At 62.2% G+C, this 15,837-nt stretch carries 19 protein-coding genes; 13 read left to right on the forward strand and 6 right to left on the reverse strand.

Annotation, left to right across the window (positions count from 1 at the left end; genetic code table 11):
* The first annotated feature begins 87 nt into the window (after positions 1–87).
* The 3 genes from ykgO to HJB82_RS26135 all read left to right on the forward strand — a co-directional run bounded on the left by ykgO (position 88) and on the right by HJB82_RS26135 (position 2,101).
* A complete protein-coding gene (gene ykgO, locus HJB82_RS26125) occupies positions 88–213 on the forward strand; it encodes a type B 50S ribosomal protein L36 (RefSeq protein WP_003566454.1) in 126 nt (41 codons plus the stop codon).
* A gap of 110 nt (positions 214–323) precedes the next feature.
* On the forward strand, positions 324–938 hold the full coding sequence (locus tag HJB82_RS26130; protein WP_207581731.1) for a hypothetical protein: 615 nt from the start codon (positions 324–326) through the stop codon (positions 936–938).
* Positions 939–1,045: 107 nt separating this feature from the next.
* Complete coding sequence (locus HJB82_RS26135) at positions 1,046–2,101, forward strand: alpha/beta fold hydrolase (protein ID WP_221141907.1); 1,056 nt, start codon at positions 1,046–1,048, stop codon at positions 2,099–2,101.
* Positions 2,102–2,209: 108 nt separating this feature from the next.
* Here HJB82_RS26135 and HJB82_RS26140 read toward each other — a convergent pair whose 3' ends face one another.
* Entirely contained in the window at positions 2,210–2,926 is a 717-nt protein-coding gene (locus HJB82_RS26140) for an SDR family oxidoreductase (protein ID WP_221141908.1), read from the reverse strand.
* Between the two features lie 115 nt (positions 2,927–3,041).
* On the opposite strand from HJB82_RS26140, the gene HJB82_RS26145 reads away from it, so the two are divergent.
* From HJB82_RS26145 to HJB82_RS26155, 3 genes are all read left to right on the forward strand, one after another.
* Positions 3,042–3,896, forward strand: coding sequence for a helix-turn-helix transcriptional regulator (locus HJB82_RS26145; RefSeq protein ID WP_207581734.1), 855 nt, complete (start codon positions 3,042–3,044; stop codon positions 3,894–3,896).
* 73 nt (positions 3,897–3,969) lie between these two features.
* Positions 3,970–5,706 carry a gamma-glutamyltransferase gene (ggt, locus tag HJB82_RS26150; protein WP_221141911.1) on the forward strand — a complete coding sequence of 579 codons (1,737 nt, stop codon included), beginning with the start codon at positions 3,970–3,972 and terminating at the stop codon, positions 5,704–5,706.
* 125 nt (positions 5,707–5,831) lie between these two features.
* Positions 5,832–6,806 (forward strand): threonine/serine dehydratase, encoded by a 975-nt coding sequence (locus tag HJB82_RS26155; protein ID WP_221116413.1) that lies wholly within the window; start codon positions 5,832–5,834, stop codon positions 6,804–6,806.
* A gap of 98 nt (positions 6,807–6,904) precedes the next feature.
* Here HJB82_RS26155 and HJB82_RS26160 read toward each other — a convergent pair whose 3' ends face one another.
* Positions 6,905–7,702 carry an SDR family oxidoreductase gene (locus HJB82_RS26160; RefSeq protein WP_221141913.1) on the reverse strand — a complete coding sequence of 266 codons (798 nt, stop codon included), beginning with the start codon at positions 7,700–7,702 and terminating at the stop codon, positions 6,905–6,907.
* 125 nt (positions 7,703–7,827) lie between these two features.
* Here HJB82_RS26160 and HJB82_RS26165 point away from each other — a divergent pair, with 125 nt between their 5' ends.
* A complete protein-coding gene (locus HJB82_RS26165; RefSeq protein ID WP_409201855.1) occupies positions 7,828–8,772 on the forward strand; it encodes a GlxA family transcriptional regulator in 945 nt (314 codons plus the stop codon).
* Between the two features lie 4 nt (positions 8,773–8,776).
* Here HJB82_RS26165 and HJB82_RS26170 read toward each other — a convergent pair whose 3' ends face one another.
* A complete protein-coding gene (locus HJB82_RS26170) occupies positions 8,777–9,673 on the reverse strand; it encodes a LysR substrate-binding domain-containing protein (RefSeq protein WP_221141916.1) in 897 nt (298 codons plus the stop codon).
* Between the two features lie 117 nt (positions 9,674–9,790).
* On the opposite strand from HJB82_RS26170, the gene HJB82_RS26175 reads away from it, so the two are divergent.
* The 3 genes from HJB82_RS26175 to HJB82_RS26185 are packed head-to-tail and all read left to right on the forward strand — an operon-like array spanning position 9,791 to position 11,165.
* Entirely contained in the window at positions 9,791–10,210 is a 420-nt protein-coding gene (locus HJB82_RS26175; protein ID WP_207581740.1) for a tautomerase family protein, read from the forward strand.
* Positions 10,207–10,611, forward strand: a complete 405-nt coding sequence (locus HJB82_RS26180; RefSeq protein WP_207581741.1) for a cupin domain-containing protein — start codon at positions 10,207–10,209, stop codon at positions 10,609–10,611. The genes HJB82_RS26175 and HJB82_RS26180 overlap by 4 nt, the downstream gene beginning before the upstream one ends.
* Positions 10,608–11,165, forward strand: a complete 558-nt coding sequence (locus HJB82_RS26185; RefSeq protein WP_207581742.1) for a DUF4865 family protein — start codon at positions 10,608–10,610, stop codon at positions 11,163–11,165. The genes HJB82_RS26180 and HJB82_RS26185 overlap by 4 nt, the downstream gene beginning before the upstream one ends.
* Before the next feature lie 2 nt (positions 11,166–11,167).
* On the opposite strand, the gene HJB82_RS26190 is transcribed toward HJB82_RS26185, so the two are convergent.
* From HJB82_RS26190 to HJB82_RS26200, 3 genes are all read right to left on the reverse strand, one after another.
* On the reverse strand, positions 11,168–11,803 hold the full coding sequence (locus tag HJB82_RS26190; protein ID WP_221141917.1) for a LysE family translocator: 636 nt from the start codon (positions 11,801–11,803) through the stop codon (positions 11,168–11,170).
* A gap of 122 nt (positions 11,804–11,925) precedes the next feature.
* On the reverse strand, positions 11,926–13,365 hold the full coding sequence (gene pyk / locus HJB82_RS26195; RefSeq protein WP_207581744.1) for a pyruvate kinase: 1,440 nt from the start codon (positions 13,363–13,365) through the stop codon (positions 11,926–11,928).
* Positions 13,365–13,850 carry a DUF1036 domain-containing protein gene (locus tag HJB82_RS26200; RefSeq protein WP_089152718.1) on the reverse strand — a complete coding sequence of 162 codons (486 nt, stop codon included), beginning with the start codon at positions 13,848–13,850 and terminating at the stop codon, positions 13,365–13,367. Before HJB82_RS26200 ends, pyk begins: the two co-directional genes overlap by 1 nt.
* Before the next feature lie 201 nt (positions 13,851–14,051).
* Between HJB82_RS26200 and HJB82_RS26205 the strand changes: the two genes are divergently transcribed.
* The 3 genes from HJB82_RS26205 (at position 14,052) to HJB82_RS26215 (ending at position 15,544) form a co-directional block, all read left to right on the forward strand.
* Positions 14,052–14,840 carry an N-formylglutamate amidohydrolase gene (locus tag HJB82_RS26205; protein ID WP_207581745.1) on the forward strand — a complete coding sequence of 263 codons (789 nt, stop codon included), beginning with the start codon at positions 14,052–14,054 and terminating at the stop codon, positions 14,838–14,840.
* Positions 14,841–14,883: 43 nt separating this feature from the next.
* Positions 14,884–15,189, forward strand: coding sequence for a DUF1244 domain-containing protein (locus tag HJB82_RS26210; RefSeq protein ID WP_207581746.1), 306 nt, complete (start codon positions 14,884–14,886; stop codon positions 15,187–15,189).
* 91 nt (positions 15,190–15,280) lie between these two features.
* Positions 15,281–15,544, forward strand: coding sequence for a DUF2312 domain-containing protein (locus HJB82_RS26215; RefSeq protein WP_007631616.1), 264 nt, complete (start codon positions 15,281–15,283; stop codon positions 15,542–15,544).
* Positions 15,545–15,837 lie beyond the last annotated feature (293 nt).

The following is a 15,837-nucleotide window of genomic DNA, read 5'->3' on the forward strand; positions in this document are numbered from 1 at the left end:
CCTAAACAGCGCGCCCGATGGCGCGCTTTTGATTGTTAAAGATACGGGCGAATGTGAATTCCCCCATAGAGATCGCGGATCAGAAAAATGAAGATCAAGAATTCGCTCAAGTCGCTCAAGGCTCGTCACCGTGACAACCGTCTGGTTCGCCGCAAGGGACGCATCTATATCATCAACAAGCTGAATCCGCGCTTCAAGGCTCGTCAGGGCTGATTTCGCGCGCCCGGATCGCCTTGCCGCGCAGTTGCCTCGGCAGATATATCCGGTGGGTCGCTGCGGTGATCACGTCAAATTTGTTTGATCTTCGGCGTTGGCGGGCTAATATGTCCGCCATGCGCTTTTTTGCTTTGACGTCAGCGGCGCTGCCGCTCGCCCTCATCCTCCTCACTTCCGCCTTTCCGGCCGCTGCGGCGGAGAAGAACGTCATCGTCGAGCAGACGGACGTCACCAATTCGCCGAAGCAACACCTCGACCAACTCTTCAGCCAGTTGAAACGCGAGCGCGACCCTGACAAGGCCAACGGCATCGCCAATGAAATCCGCATGGAATGGAACGATTCCGGCAGCGCCACTGTCAATCTGCTGATGCAGTGGGCCGACAAGGCAATCGAGGAAAAGCGCAATCCCGCCGCCCTCGATTTCCTCGACGAGGCGATCGCGCTGAAGCCCGATTATGCTGAAAGCTGGAACCGCCGCGCCACGCTGAACTTCGTCATGGGCAATTATCGCAAATCCATGTCGGATATCGAACACGTGCTCGATCTCGAGCCGCGCCATTTCGGCGCGCTCTCCGGCATGGCGGCGATCCTCAGCAACTCCGGCAACGACCAGCTGACCTTGAAGGCTTGGGAGCGTTTCCTCGATGTCTATCCCGCCGAGCGCACCGCCCAGGAACAGGTCAACACGCTTGCGGAAAAACTCGCCGGCAACCGCACCTGATCTCGGCTCGCCGATCTTGACCTCCAGCCAAGCCGCGCAATTTAGAACTGTAGACGGGAAACGACGCAGCGCGTCCGCTCTCGGCAAAACTATCGGCCGTTAAGATCATGTTTGCAGAAGTTTCCGCTCTTCTCGCCCCGCTCGCCGCCGCCATCGGTTTCTCCTCCTACAAGGCGCGGCAATTCGAATATGCCTATCCGAATATCGGCGAACTGACGGATGTCGGCGGCTACCGAATGAACGCCGTCCATATCGAGCGTCCCGAAAATGCGGATCTGCCGGCGCTCGTCTTCATTCACGGCGCCAGCGGCAATCTGCTCGACCAAATCGTTGCCTTCCGCGCCGATCTCGAAGGCCGGGCGGAAATGCTGTTCGTCGATCGTCCCGGCCACGGTTATTCCGAACGCGGCGGTCCTGAAAACGCGGTTCCTTCCGGTCAGGCCGATGCGATCGCCAGGCTGATGGAAAAGCGCGGCATCGAAAGGGCTGTTATCGTCGGCCATTCCTTCGGCGGTGCGATCGTAGCCGCCTTCGGCCTGCGCCATCCCGATAAGACATCAGGCCTGCTCTTCCTCGCACCCGCCACCCACCCTTGGCCCGGCGGCATCGACTGGTATTATCACGTCGCAACCGTGCCGATCCTCGGCTGGCTCTTCAACCACGCGATCGTCGTGCCCCTCGGGCTGAGCCGGGTGGAACGCGGCACACTGAATATTTTCCGCCCCAATCCACGCCCGGCCGATTACATCGAAAAGACCGGTCCGTCGCTGGTGCTGCGACCCAACGCTTTCCACAGCAACGCGGCCGATTTTAAAAGACTGCTTGCCTATGTGAAGGAACAGTCGCCGCTCTATGCGCGGATCACCGCGCCGACCGTGATCATAACAGGCGACAGCGACGAGATCGTGTGGGAGCACCTGCATTCGCGCGGCCTGGCCCGCGACATAACAGGCTCCGAGCTCATTACCGTTCGCGGTGTCGGCCACAAGCCGGATTATCTCGCAACCGATGTCGCCATTGCCGCCATCGAAAAAATCGCCGGCAAGCCACGCGACCTGCAGGCAATCGCCCGCAGAGCCGAAGAGAGACTTGCCGCCGCATCACGCGATCAAACGCTTGGAACCGTACCCTCGTTGGGGCCTGGCGCCCAGACGGGCGTATGACCTCTCCGGCTCGCGTTTCTCGGCGGCAACGCTGCAGTCCTTTGTTTTTATGCATGTCGTTATCCCGGAACCGCTGCACACTTCCGGGCAACATGCATTAAACCTGCATCAGGCGCTGAGACGCACACCGCCGTCGCAGGTGATGACGTGGCCGCTCATGAAGCCGTTTCCGATCAGGAAGGCGATCGCCTCCGCGATGTCCTCGGGCCTGCCGACGCGGCCGACCGGCGTGCGGCTGGCAAAGTCCGCAAACACGCCGCCACGCTGCTCGGGCGGCAGGAAACCCCACCACGGCGTATCGACGACCCCAGGTGAAACGCCGTTGACGCGCAGCGGCTTCAATTCGGCGGCCAGCACCGGCACCATCGCCTCGATGCCGGCATTGACGGCCGCAAGGCCAGCCGTGCCGGGCATCGCGGCCTGCGCGCTGACCGCCGAAACGAAAGTGATGCTGCCGCCCGGCTCAAGCACTGGCAATGCCGCCTGCGCCGCCGCGGCATGCGGAATGAGCTTGCTCTGGAACCCGGCAAGCAGATCCGCCATGTCGAGCGTCGCAAAAGGTCCGGCGCCGTGACCACTGCCCATCGCCAGCACCAGATGACCGAACGCGCCAATTCCGGCGAAGGCCTGCCCGAGTGTGGAAAAATCCGTCGCATCAAGCACGAGGCTGCGCAGATCGCCGTCGAGCGATGCTTTTGCTGCGGCAAGCTTTTCGCCGTCGCGGCCCGCAATGGTGACCGTATATCCCTGTTTCAAAAATAATTTCGCCGTGGCGAGGCCGATGCCGGAAGAACCGCCGATGACGACGACATGCTGTAAAGACATGATGCTGCTCCTAAATTAATCGAGCCGCAGGCGCTTCGACCACCAGCGACGCCTGCATCATGCGCCGCCTGGAAACGTCAAACAGTTCTGTTTTTATCCTGGTATCGATACTGATATGATCCCTGGCATGGACCAGAGAGCCGACACATTCGAAGCCCGCCGCCGTGAATTCGCGGCCTTCCTGCGCTCTCGTCGCGAGCGGCTGACGCCGTTCGAGGTCGGCTTGCCAGAGGGTTTTCGGCGACGCACGCCGGGTTTGAGGCGTGAGGAGCTCGCCATGCTCGCCGGCGTCGGCACTACCTGGTACACATGGCTGGAACAGGGCCGCGACGTCCGCCCCTCCGCACAGGTGCTCAATGCCCTTGCCGATGCGCTGCGTCTCGACGAGGCCGAACGCCAACATCTCTTCACCCTCAATGACCGCCAGGCGTCGCAGACAGTATCCAGCATACCCGAATGCGTCGACGAACCGCTGCAGCGTATACTCGCCAACCTCACGCACCAACCGGCCTATGTGCTTGGCCGCCGCTGGGATGTGCTCGCCTGGAACCGCGCCGCCGAAGTACTCTTCGGCGGTTATGACACGCTCGACCGTGACGAGCGCAACATCATGCATCGCCTCTTCGCCGACCCGACGCATTGTCGGCTCCTCGTCGATTGGGAGGCGGTTGCCCGCGTCTCGCTGGCGATGTTTCGCGCCGACAGCGCGCGTTATGCCGGTGATCCGGATTTCGAGCGACTGATCGCCCTGCTGAAACAGGCAAGCTCTGAATTTCGTGACTGGTGGCAGCGCCACGAAGTCGTCAGCCCGCTGTCGGGTATCAAGCGCATCGACCATCCGGTAAAAGGCCGCATGTGCTTCGAGCATACAGCGCTGACGCTGACGAGCCGGCCGGAGATGAAGCTCGTTGTCTATACCCCGCTGGATGATGAGGACACCAACCGGAAACTCGCCGAGCTTCTCGCCTAAAGCCAAACCTTGCATTGCCTCGGGCCGCCGCAGCCCCATATGCTTCCCATCATTGTCCACTAGAGGGGAAGTCATGGGCCGCCTGCATATCGGGACGATCTCCGTCATATCAGCCCTGTCGCTGTGCCTGACTCCGGCGCTCGCCGCCTCGCCTGCCCCTGTCGAAGCCGAGCACGGCATGGTCGTCACTGCCCAGCACCTGGCGACCAATGTCGGCGTCGAGGTGCTGAAGGGCGGCGGCAATGCCGTCGATGCAGCCGTCGCCGTCGGTTATGCGCTGGCGGTCGTCTATCCCTCGGCCGGCAACCTCGGCGGCGGCGGCTTCATGACCATCCGCCTGAAGGACGGCACGAAGACCTTCCTCGATTTTCGCGAACGTGCGCCGCTCGCCGCCACGAAGACCATGTATCTCGATGCCAAGGGCGATATCGTGCCGCGCGCCAGCCTCGACGGTTATCTTGCCGTTGGCGTTCCAGGCTCCGTCATGGGCTTCGAAACCGCCCGCGAGAAATACGGTACAAAGTCGCGCCAGGATTTGATCGCACCGGCACTGCGCTTCGCCACGGAGGGCTTCACGCTGGAACAGGGCGACGCCGCGAGCCTCGCCGGCAGCGCCAAGCGGCTCGCCAAAGACGAGGCGGCGGCGAAGATCTTCCTGAAACCCGACGGCAAACCTTATGCATCGGGCGAAAAGCTCGAGCAGCCCGACCTTGCCGCGGTCCTGGCAGGCATCTCCCAAAAAGGTCCGGACGCCTTCTATAAGGCAGCACCCGCCGAGGCGATCGTCAAGGCAAGCCAGGCCAAGGGCGGCATCCTCGCCAAGGAGGATTTCGAGCAATATGCCGTGCGCGAGTTGAAGCCGGTCGAGTGCAATTATCGCGGCTACGACATCATCTCCTCACCGCCGCCTTCCTCCGGCGGCGTCATCATCTGCGAGATCCTCAACGTTCTCGAAAATTATCCACTTTCCTACCTGGGCTACGGTTCAGCCGACACCGTCCATGTCATGGTCGAGGCCATGCGCTATGCTTATGTCGATCGCAATGCTGCGCTCGGCGACCCCGATTTCGTCGAGAATCCGGTCGAAAAACTCATCGACAAGGCCTATGCCAAGGAAATCGACGCCAAGATCGATCCCTACAAGGCTGGCACTTCCGCCAACCTCAAACCGCTCGGCGGCAAGGAAAGTACCGAGACGACGCATTATTCGATCATCGACGACGAGGGCAATGCCGTTGCCGTCACCTATACGCTGAACGGCTCCTTTGGCGCCGCCGTCGTGGCACCGGGCACCGGCGTCCTGCTCAACAACGAGATGGACGATTTCACCTCCAAGCCCGGCGTGCCGAACCTCTACGGCCTGGTGCAGGGCGAAGCGAATGCCATCGCTCCGAAGAAGACACCGCTCTCCTCGATGAGCCCGACGATCGTCACCAAGGACGGCAAGCCCTTCATGGTGATCGGCAGCCCCGGCGGCTCGCGTATCATCACCATTACGCTGGAGGCGATCCTCAACGTCGTCGATTTCGGCATGGATATCAGCCAGGCGGTGAACGCGCCGCGTATCCACCATCAATGGCAGCCCGACAAGGTCTATCTCGAACCCTATGCGCTGTCGCCCGATACGGAAAAGACCCTCGCCGCCATGGGCTACAGCTTCGATGGCGGCAATGACGCGCCGCTCTGGGGCCAGGCCGCCGGCATCCTCGTCGGCGGCAAAAGCCTCGCCGCCACCGAAAAGGGCGGCGGTGCGCGGTATAATGGGGCCATGGACAGCCGCGCGGCGGAGGGTTCGGCCAACGGCTACTGACGTCGGCAGCTTTCAGCGAGCGGCAAACGCGATGCACCATTCATGTCACGGTGACAAAGTCGCCGTTCACAAGTCGCTTGCCGCACCCTAAGCAAGAGCGAACCCGCAAGCAGGACGATTCCCGAATGGTCAGCATTGAAATGATTGTCGCCGCCCGCGCCCGTCTGCGCGGTCACATCAGGCGTACGCCGCTTCTCTCCTCCCCCTTCCTCAACGAAATCGCCGGCCGGCGCCTGTTCGTGAAGGCGGAATGCCTGCAGCATTCCGGCTCGTTCAAGTTTCGCGGCGGCTGGTCGGCCGTCTCCGGCCTCGATCCGGCCGTGCGCGCCAAGGGCGTCATCGCCTTCTCCTCCGGCAACCATGCCCAGGGCGTCGCGCTTGCCGCAAAGCTGCACAATGTGCCCTCGGTCATCATCATGCCGAGCGATGCGCCGAAGCTGAAGATCGCCAACACCCGCGCCTTCGGCGCCGACGTCGTCCTCTACGACCGTGTCAATGAGGATCGCGACGAGATCGGCGCGAGGCTTTCGGCCGAACGCGGCCTGACACTGATCAAGCCTTTCGACGAACCGCTGGTAATCGCCGGTCAGGGCACGACCGGTCTGGAGATTTCAGAGCAGGCGGAAGAGGAAGGCGTGACGTCAGCTGAAGTCCTCGTTCCCTGCGGCGGCGGCGGATTGACCTCCGGCATCGCGCTCGCACTCGAAGCCAGCGCCCCCGGCTTTCGCGTCCGCCCCTGCGAGCCCAAGGATTTCGACGACACCACCCGCTCGCTCGCCTCCGGCAGGATCGAACGTAATGCGTCGACAGCAGGCTCGATCTGCGATGCGATCCTCACGCCGCAGCCTGGCAATATCACCTTCCCGATCCTCAAGCGTCTCGCCGGCGCCGGCATCGTCGTCACCGACGATGAGGCGCTGCGCGCCATGGCGCTCGCCTTCGTCAGGCTGAAGATCGTCGTCGAGCCCGGCGGGGCGGTGGCGCTTGCTGCCGCCCTCTTCCATGGCGAGGCGCTGGAAAGCGACACCGTCGTCGCCGTTACCTCAGGCGGCAATGTCGATGCCGATATCTTCGCCATGGCGCTGGGACGCTTCGGCTGAGATACCGTGTCGGCGCAGGCTGTAAACGGCCTCGGATTTCAGGAACGCCCGTGACCCGTCCGCAGCAGCAGCGGCGGACGGTCTTTCATCGGCGACCGTCATGCGATCTTGTAGCGTTCCGCCGGCACGGTGCGAGACAGGTTCGGCATCAACGCCTGACGCGCCTCCTCGTAGGCGGCAAGCAGGCCTGCATCCTCGAGTGACGGGATCGTTGCGAACTCGCCCTGCCCGAGGCCCGAGAGCGACGCATCGACCATGTTTTCTGCAGACATCACGATCTCATTCGGCAGATACTCGACCGGCGTGCCGGCGATGCCCCAGAATTCCGTCGCAGTGGCGCCGGGCAGCACGACCTGAATGCGGATGTTCTTTTCCGCCAGCTCATGCTTCAGCGACTGGCTGAAGGCGAGTACGAAGGCTTTCGTGCCGCCATAGACGCCATTTAGCATCTCTGGGGAGATCGCGACGATGGAAGAAATATTGATGATCGTACCGCCGCCGCGGGCGACGAAACCCGGCACGACGGCATAGGTCAGCCGTGTCAGCGCCGTCACATTGAGCTCGATCATCGCCTGCATCTTGTCGACATCGGAGGAAAGCAGCGGCGCCGTTCCGCCGACGCCGGCGTTGTTGACGAGAAGCGTAATGCTCCGGTCTTCCTTCAGTACGCCTTCGATGCGGGCGAGGCCTGTCTTGTCGCCGAGATCGGCCACGACAGTCTCGACCGTCCGGCCGGTTTCCGCCGTCAACCGGCTTGCCAGCGACTTCAGCCGTTCGCCGTTGCGGGCGACGATGATGAGGTCGTAACCCTGCTTCGCCAGCCTATGGGCGTAGACTGCGCCGATGCCCGAGGATGCACCGGTCACCAGCGCCGTGCCCTTCTGTTCCTGTGTCATGATCCGTCTCCTTGAATACGCCCTGGCCTGATGCCCTGCGCTTGAGGAGAGTCTTACGCCCGATTGCGCATGTCCTGAATGTCATATATACCACCTTTCAGGACATCATTTGGGATCTGATGATCGTGCAACGAATTGGCTTTCTGCTCTATCCCGGCTTCCAGATTATGAGCTTGGCGGCCGTTTCCGCCTTCGAGTTCACCAATATCGACTTTGAGGAAAAGGCTTACGACATCCATTATCTCTCTGAACATGGTGGGTCGATTGCCAACTCGCTTGGCATGGTGATGGAGACGGAGGCCTTTGGCGACCCGGCCCTCGACACGCTGATCGTGGCGGGAGCGCCTGGCGTCAGGCTGCCGAGCGCAGCAGAAGCCGACTTCATCCGCGCCGCCCTGCCCGCTACCCGTCGCTTGGCCTCGATCTGCACCGGCGCCTTCTTTCTTGCCGAAGCCGGCATTCTCGACGGCCGTCGGGCGACGACGCATTGGTATGTCTCGCGCCAACTGCAAAGCCGATATCCAAAAATAAAAATGGAAGAAGACCGGATCTTCATCATCGACGGTTCCGTCTGGACCTCGGCCGGTATGACGGCCGGTCTCGATCTGGCTTTGGCGATGGTTGAGAAGGATCACGGTTTCGAGGTGGCCCGTGCCATTTCCCGCAAGCTCGTCGTCTATCATCGCCGGGCCGGCGGCCAGTCGCAATTTTCCGCCCTTCTGGAACTGGAGCCCAAATCGGACCGCATCCAGAAGGCACTCGCCTACGCCCGCAGCAATCTGAAATCGGCGCTGCCAGTTGAGGAACTGGCGGAAGCGGCCCACCTTAGCCTCCGCCAGTTTAGCCGCGCCTTTCGCGCCGAGACCGGACAATCACCGGCCAAGGCAGTTGAGAACCTGCGGTTGGAAGCCGCCCGCCTGATGATGGAGCAGGGCCGCCACCCGATCGACGTCGTTGCCCGCGAAACCGGCTTTGGGGATCACGAGCGCATGCGCCGTGCCTTCCTGCGCGCTTTCGGCCAGCCGCCGCAGGCAATTCGGCGCACCGCCCTACAGCAACGGCAGATGTGATGTGTCAGGCCGCCGTCCCGCGCAGGGCGCCATGCACCGATTGCAGCACGAGTTCGGCAAGCCGGGCCGCAGCCGGTTGCGGTTCGGCTTCGGCCCGATGCAGGACCAAACCGAGCTTTGGCAAATCAGGCAGGCCAATCGTCTCCGGCGCCAGCGGTCGGACCTTTGCCGGCAGGCCGATCGGTGTACGGATGGTGATGCCGAGGCCCGCCGCCGCCGCTGCCCAGAGACCGCCGAGGCTGGGGCTGACAAAGGCGAGACGCCAGGAAATGCCCCCCTCGTCAAGTGCCCGGGTCGCAGCACTTCGCAATAGGCATGGCGCCTCCAGCGAAGCGAGCGGCATCGGCTCACCGCTTGCCGCATGCCAGCCCGGGGCTCCCTCGACAGGTCCAATCCAACGCATCGGCACCTCGCCAATCTGCTCGCAATGCGAAGTCCGTGTGCCATCGCTCCAGGCAAGCGCCAGATCGAGCTTGCCTGAGGTGACGCGCTCGAGCAGTTCGGCATTGCGCACCACCCGCGCTTCGATGCGGACCTTCGGATGGGCACGCGCGAAGCGGCCGAGCACCTCCGGCAGCAGGTTTTCGCCAAAATCCTCCTGCAGGCCGAGCCGCACCCAGCCCTCCAGCTCGACGCTGTGCACGGCCGCAGCCGCCTCGTCGTTGAGTTCCAGCAGCCGCCTGGCATAACCGAGCATCGTCTCGCCGGCGTCGGTCAGCGCCAGGCCGCGCCCCACCTTGCGGAAGATCGGCGTGCCGGCCTGCTCCTCCAGCTTCTTCAGCTGCGCGCTGACCGCCGAGGTGGAACGCCCGAGCCTTTCGGCCGCCTTGGCGAAATTGCCGAGCTCCATACCGGTCGAAAAGGTACGGAGCACATCGAGATCGAAAATTGTCCGCCGCATTCTATAATCCCATTTTTCAGGATCATCGATCCATAACTTTCTGATTTTCAGCATCATTGTGCTGTGCGATGGTTCTGCTGTCAAGGCCGACGAACGGCCTGAACCATGGAGATCCAGATGCCCTTCGTTCGAATTTCGCTTCGCAAAGGCAAGTCGTCGGACTATCTCGCCGCACTGGCCGACAACATCCAGCGTGCCTTGGTCGAGACCTTCGACGTGCCCGAAAACGACCGCTTCCAGGCCATCCATCAGCATGATGAGAACGAGCTGATCTTCGACCGCAGCTACCTCGCCGGTCCCCGCTCCGACGATTTCGTCTACATCTCGATCACGATCGGCAGACCCCGGACAGCCGAGATGAAGGCTGCGCTCTATCGGCGGCTCGGCGAACTTCTGGCGCAATCGCCGGGCCTCCGGCCCGAGGATGTGATGATCGTCATCAGCACCAGCGCACCGGATGATTGGTCCTTCGGCAACGGCATCGCCCAGATGGCCGATCCCGACTGGCGGCTGCGGACGGTCGGAGGCCGGCAATGACCACGTTGAACCCGAAGACGATGACCATCAGGCGCCCCGGCAGGGCGGTGCGCTCGCCGGAAGGCGTTGCAACGGCGCCTTTCTGGGTCGAAATGTTGCTCGAAGGCGGGGCCGACGGTGAGAACACCGCAATGCGCGCGACACTCGATCCCGGCACTATCACACGCTGGCATACGCACCCCAAGGGCCAGTTGCTCTACGTGCTTTCGGGTCATGGGCTGGCACAGAGCAAGGGTGGTCCCGTCGAGAAACTGCGCGCCGGCGACGCCGTCTGGTTTGCCCCCGGCGAGCGCCACTGGCATGGCGCAGCCGATGACAGTCCTTTCAGCTATATCAGCATCCAGCCGGCCGAAAACGGCAGCATCGTCGAATGGCTGCAGCCGGTGGAGGCACGGTCATGATCGCCATGCAGTACAGCTTCACGCTGCCGGCCGATTACGACATGTCGATCATCGACCATCGTATCCGCGACAAAGGTCCGCTGCTCGACGGCTTTCCCAATCTCGGCTTCAAGGCCTATCTCAGGGCCCTTAAGGGCGAATTCGGCAGCCGCGACAATCTCTATGCGCCCTTCTATCTCTGGCAAGAGCCGGAAGGGGCAAGCGACTTCCTCTGCGGCCCGGCTTTCCAAACACTCACCGGCGCCTTCGGCTGGCCGCAGGTGAGGACCTGGATCGTCTGGCAGGCAGAAATCTCGCCCGACATCGCCGCGGCCAGATTTGCCACGCGCGATATACTGCATATCGAGCCCTACGCGCCGCTTGCCGAAATCCGCCGTGCCGACAGCGCGGAGGCTGCAGCCGACGTCGTGACCGGCGGCGCACTCGCCTCGGTCTCCGGCTTCGAACCGACGACATGGACGCGGGTGCGCTTCAGGCTATGGCGAGAAATTCCTGAAATTGACGCGCACACGCAGGCCTATCGCGTCGGTCACCTGTCGCTGGCTCGAGCATGAGTTCAAGCGGTTGCCCGGCGATAAAAGGCGAGCGAGCCGGCAAGCGCCAACAGCGCGCCGCCGCAAGCCCGTTCCAACCATAGGACGCCTGAGGTTTTCAGGAAACGCACCGCCCGCGAGCCGAAAAAGGCGTAGCCGAACATGATGAGAAAATCGAGTGCGGCAAAGGTGAGCGCGAGCAGCGCATATTGCGTTGCCTGTGGCAGGGAGGGATTGATGAACTGCGGCAGGAAGGCCGAGAAGAACAAATAGCCCTTCGGATTGGTCGCCGCGACCATGAAGCTCTTCAGTCCGATCGAGAAGGGAGATATAGCCCCCGAAGACGCCCCGGATTTCAGCGCCGCATCGATCGTGCCCTTCGAGCGCAGCAGCATAATGCCGAGAAAGGCGAGATAGGCAGCACCCGCCCATTTCAGCATTGAAAACCAGAATTCCGATGCCGCCAGCAAGGCGCCGAGGCCGATCGCGACGGCGCCGATCAACACGAAATCGGAAAGCACCGCGCCGATCATGCCGGCAATCGCCCGGCGCAGGCCATGCCTCGAACCATTGGTCAGCGCCAGCAGCACCGTCGGCCCCGGTGTGGCGATACCGACAAAAGAAACGGCTGCAAAAGCCAGAAGCGTGACGATATCCATGATGATCCCTCCCAATCCAGGGATCGAAACTTGCACGCACAGCAGCGCTTAGCAATGCTGTCCTGTCAAAGAAAAAGCCCGCCGCCTCTTGAGGCAGCGGGCTTTCAAACGGACCGATCGGATCAGATGCCGCTTTGGCCGTCGGAGCCGATATAGGCAATGCGGATCATATTGGTGGCGCCGGGCGTGCCGAGCGGCACGCCGGCCGAGATGATGATGCGGTCGCCCGGCTTGCCGAAGCCTTCGTCGGCGACGATGCGGCAGGCGCGGTTGACCATGTCGTCGAGATCGGTCGCGTCATGGGTGACGACGCAATGCAGGCCCCAGACGACGGCAAGGCGGCGTGCCGTCTTGATGATCGGCGACAGCGCCAGGATCGGCACCTGCGGCCGCTCGCGCGAGGCGCGAAGGCCCGTCGTGCCCGACGAGGTGTAACAGACAATCGCCGACAGCTTCAGCGTCTCGGCGATCTGACGGGCAGCAAGCGAGATCGCATCGGCGCCGGTCGCTTCGGGCTGGGCACGCTGGGCGTAGATGATGCCGGGATAATGCGGCTCGCGCTCGATGGCGGTGGCAATCGACGCCATGGTCGAGACGGCCTCGACCGGATAATCGCCGGAAGCGGATTCGGCCGAGAGCATGACGGCATCCGCACCTTCGAAGACGGCGGTTGCGACGTCGGAAACTTCGGCGCGCGTCGGCACCGGCGAGGAGATCATCGATTCCAGCATCTGCGTGGCGACGACCACCGGCTTACCCGAACGGCGGCAGGCGCGGATCAGCTGCTTCTGGATACCGGGAACCGATTCGAGCGGCATTTCGACCCCGAGATCGCCGCGGGCGACCATCAACGCGTCGGAAAGCTCGATGATTTCCTCGATACGCTCGAGCGCCTGCGGCTTTTCGATCTTCGACATCAGGCCGACACGGCCACGGGCGATCTTGCGCACTTCGGCAAGGTCATCGGGACGCTGGACGAAGGACAGCGCCACCCAATCGACATCGTCGGTGGCGAGCACGGCGTCGAGGTCGGCGCGGTCCTTGTCTGTCAGTGCGCCGACGCCGAGCAGCGTGTCGGGAAGGCTGACGCCCTTGCGGTCGGAGATGCGCGTGCCCGAAATAACAGTGGTGACGATGCTCTTGCCGTCGCATTTTTCGGCGCGGAGCGCGAGCTTGCCGTCATCGATCAACAGGCGGTGGCCGGGCTGCACCGATTCCAGGATCTCGGGATGCGGCAGAAAGACGCGGTTCTGATCACCGAGCGCTTCGTTGTTGTCGAGCGTGAAGGTTTGGCCGGGCTTCAGGTCGACCTTGCTGTCGACGAACTTGCCGACACGCAGTTTCGGTCCCTGCAGGTCAGCGAGAATGCCGATCGGCCGGCCGCAGCGCGCTTCAACCGAGCGGATGCGCTGGATCAGCGTACGCATCAGGTCGTGGCTTGCATGGCTCATGTTGATGCGGAAGACATCGGCACCGGCCTGGTGCAGCTTCTCGATCATCGATTCCTCGGCGGAGGCAGGCCCGAGGGTGGCGAGGATTTTAATTTTGCGATTACGCTTCATCAATTCTGGCTTTCTTGCGTCCCTGGGGTGTCGGAGAGTTGGACCATCCAGCTACCCTGGCGGCCCGTATCATATTCCTTGAATCCCATCTTCTGGTAACCGCGGGCATAACAATCCTGCACACCCGTAATCTTGAACTCGTTTTCCGCCACGCACATCTGCACGTCGCCCGTCCATCGTCCTCCCCGGGCGGCGTCCTCTGCGTAGAGGTAATAATAACGCGACTGCAATTCTCCCTCGATCAACGTGGCGCAGGTCGTTGCCGGCACCTGCCACCAGCCCTCGGTCATCCAGCCATCCTTGGCCCGGTAGCCGATCGCGACGCCGACGAGATTTTGCGTTCCGTTGCAGACGCGAAAATCGGCGCGTGCGGCATCTGCGATGAAAAACGGCATGATGGCTGCAAGAGCGAACAGAGCGAGACGGACCAGCGGTCCGGACCGCGTGAGGAAACTTGGCGCGGCTTGGATCAACACGGCTCCCAAATAGCTCCACGGTTATTCGTATCGGTGTCTTCTTGCGCCGCCGTCAAGCGAAAGTCAACGCAATGCTAATCGATTATATTTCCTTTCACAAACCACCCGTCGAGGGTCCGGCTCAACCGCTGTCCGCCTGCGGCGCTTGAACGTGGCGCAGACGCATGCGATCACTGCCACCGACTGCGCAATGACAAACGGCAATTCCTGATGGACGACTTCCAATCCTTCGAAATCCTACCCGGCAAACATGACAAAGGCATGGTGATCCTCGCAGATCACGCGATGAACCGCCTTCCGGCGCGATATGGCCGGCTCGGCCTGCCCGACGCCGCCTTCGGCCGCCACATCGCCTATGACATCGGCATTGAGGGGCTGACGCGGCAGCTTTCGGCGAGGCTCGGCGTGCCCGCGGTACTCGGCGGCTTTTCGCGCCTGCTGATCGACCCGAACCGCGGCGAAGACGATCCCACCTTGATCATGAAGATCTCCGACGGCGCCGTCATAACAGGCAATCATCCGATCACGCCGCAGGAGTGGAATGCCCGCATCGAAACCTTTCATCGCCCCTATCACGGCGCCGTGGCCGCAACGATCGACAAGGTGGCGAATGCCACCGGCAGGGCGCCGCTGGTGCTGTCGCTGCACTCCTTCACCCCGGCCTGGAAGGGCATTCCCCGCCCCTGGCACGCCGCCGTGCTTTGGGATAGCGACCACCGCGCCGTCGGCCCGCTGCTCCAGAGGTTGCGCGCCGATCCCGATCTTGTCGTCGGCGATAACGAACCCTATGACGGCGCGCTGAAGGGCGATACCATGTACCAGCATTGCATGATCACCGGCATTCCGCACGCGCTGCTCGAGGTGCGCCAGGACCTGATCGCAGACGAGGCCGGAATATCGGCATGGGCCGAACGCCTGGCGCCGATCTTTGCAGCGATGAATGCCGATCCGGCCCTGCACGAATACGACGTCCACCTGTCGCGCACAGGTCCCTATTGAGTGAAAGGCCCCCGAAGGCCCCTGGTGAAGAAAGGAAAGCGAGATGACCGCGCTCAGCAAAACACAGCAGACCGAATTCGAGGCCGCAGCCTTCCGCCGCCTCCTCGCACATCTTCGCGAGCGCAACGACGTTCAGAACATCGACCTGATGAACCTGGCCGGCTTTTGCCGCAACTGCCTGTCGAACTGGTATCGCGAAGCCGCCGAGGCTGAGGGTGTCCCAATTACCCGGGACGAATCGCGCGAGATGGTCTATGGCATGCCGTATGAAGACTGGAAGAATCTTCACCAGAACGAGGCCTCGCCTGTGCAAAAGGCTGCTTTTGAACTGAACAACCCACACAAATAGCTTGGCTTGCCGACAACAGGCTTGACCGTGACGCCGCTTCGCGGCAGTCACGTGCATCCAAATTGATCACCCGAAAAATCAGGAGAACACGATGTCTGATGCTCATGGCGTCGCCCGCGATCAGCTTCGCGCTTTCATCGAGCGCATTGAACGGCTGGAAGAAGAAAAGAAGACCATCGCCGACGATATCAAGGACGTCTATGGCGAAGCCAAGGGAACCGGCTTCGATACCAAGATCCTGAAGAAGGTCGTGGCGCTGCGCAAGAAGGACGAGCAGGAGCGCATGGAGGAGGAAGCCATCCTCGACACCTACCTGCTCGCGCTCGGTATGATCGAGTCGCCGCCGGAAGGCTGATCCGCCGCGCATCGCGGATGCCGACAAGCCGCCGGGCCTTCCGGCGGCTTTTCTTTTGCCCAATGCAGGTCGCCCGGAAGTGTGCAGCGGTTCCGGGATAACGACATGCATAAAACAAAGGACTAAAGCGCGTCGCATGAATCAAGCTTGATGCGACGCGCTCTAACAGGCTGCTGAAAAACCCACTGGCTTTTGGGCTGGACACATGATTCCATCTTGCAAGTGATTTCGAGGGAATTTGGATGCGCGGCGGGGATGATCGGACGGGGTCGCTGTTTTCGTATGTCGACCTT

This window comes from Rhizobium sp. NZLR10, assembly GCF_019685125.1.
Taxonomy (GTDB): Bacteria; Pseudomonadota; Alphaproteobacteria; order Rhizobiales; family Rhizobiaceae; genus Rhizobium.